This is a genomic window from Bacteroides sp. CAG:633, from assembly GCF_000435115.1.
Lineage (GTDB): Bacteria > Bacteroidota > Bacteroidia > Bacteroidales > Bacteroidaceae > Bacteroides > Bacteroides ndongoniae.
Genome location: NZ_FR882993.1, coordinates 2,077 through 3,321, shown reverse-complemented (window position 1 = coordinate 3,321; position 1,245 = coordinate 2,077). Strand labels below are relative to the sequence as shown.

The 1,245-nt window shown below is 56.6% G+C and carries 1 protein-coding gene (only partly in view); it reads right to left on the bottom strand.

Going from position 1 to position 1,245, the window contains the following annotated elements:
- Nucleotides 1-53: 53 nt before the first annotated feature.
- On the bottom strand, nucleotides 54-1,245 hold the 3' portion of the coding sequence (locus QVP67_RS02325) for a chloride channel protein (RefSeq protein ID WP_022161946.1). Its footprint extends 623 nt past the window's final position; 1,192 of the gene's 1,815 nt are visible here — the last part of the coding sequence; the start codon falls outside the window, past its right edge — the gene reads right to left on this strand; its stop codon occupies nucleotides 54-56.

Here is a 1,245-nt window from a genome sequence, read left to right as displayed (position 1 = left end):
AACACTTTCAGATACCATCCGACGCATCCCTCCCTGCCTTCCTTCTACAGAAATCACTCGTCCGAGAAGTGCACCAGCACCTGACGGTACGAATTGAATATCTTCGACTTCGACACAAAACCCAGATACTTCCCGTCGGCATCGACCACGGGAAGGTTCCATGCCTGTGTGTCGTCAAAAGTCTGCATCACCTGCTCCATGCTGTCGGTATCGAGCAGGCGCGCCGGAGCCGAAGTCATGAACTTGCCCACCGTGAAGCGGTGATAAAGCTCCTGTCGGAACATGATGTTGCGAATGTCGTCCAGCTGGACGATGCCCAGCAACTTGCCTTCCTGGTCGGTGACGGGGAAGACGTTGCGCCTCGACTGGGAAATGGCCCGCACCATTTCGCCCAAATCCATGTCGGGACGAACCGCAATGAAGTCCTTCTCCACCACGTTCTCCACCTTCATCAGCGTCAGCACGGCCTTGTCCTTGTGGTGGGTCAGCAGCTCGCCTTTCTTGGCCAGACGCATGGAATAGATGCTGTGGGGCTCGAAGACGATAATCGTCAGATAGGAACTGACGGAAACAATCATCAGAGGCAGGAACAGGTCGTAACCGCCCGTCAGCTCGGCAATGAGGAAGACACCCGTCAGCGGGGCATGCATCACGCCACTCATCACGCCCGCCATGCCCATCAGGGCAAAGTTCTTTTCGGGCAGGTAGGCCGTCACGTCGAACTCGTTGCTGAAGTGCGAGAACACGAAACCGGCAATACAGCCCAGATAGAGCGAAGGCGCAAAGATACCGCCACAACCGCCGCCCCCGTTGGTGGCACTCGAAGCGAACACCTTGAACAGGATAATCAGCATCAGGTAGATGAGCAGCAGGTGGCTGTGCCCGTAAAAGAGGGAGTTGTTCATCACCGTGTCCCACTCGGCATTGCTGGTGCCGTTGAGCAGCAGTTCGATGGTGTCGTAGCCTTCGCCGTAGAGCGGAGGGAAGAGGAAAATGAGGATGCTGAGCATGGCACCGCCCACCATCAGTTTCTTGTATGGCTTCTGCAGTTTGGCAAAGACGCCTTCGACCGAATTCATGGCACGGGTGAAGTAGAGCGAAACCAGTCCGCAGAAGATGCCCAGCATGATGACGTAGGGAATGCGCCCCAACTCGAAAGGCTGGTCCAGGTGGAACTTGAACATGGCTTCCTGCCCGGTCACCACGTAGGAGACCGTTGCCGCCGTCACCGCCGATATCAGCAGG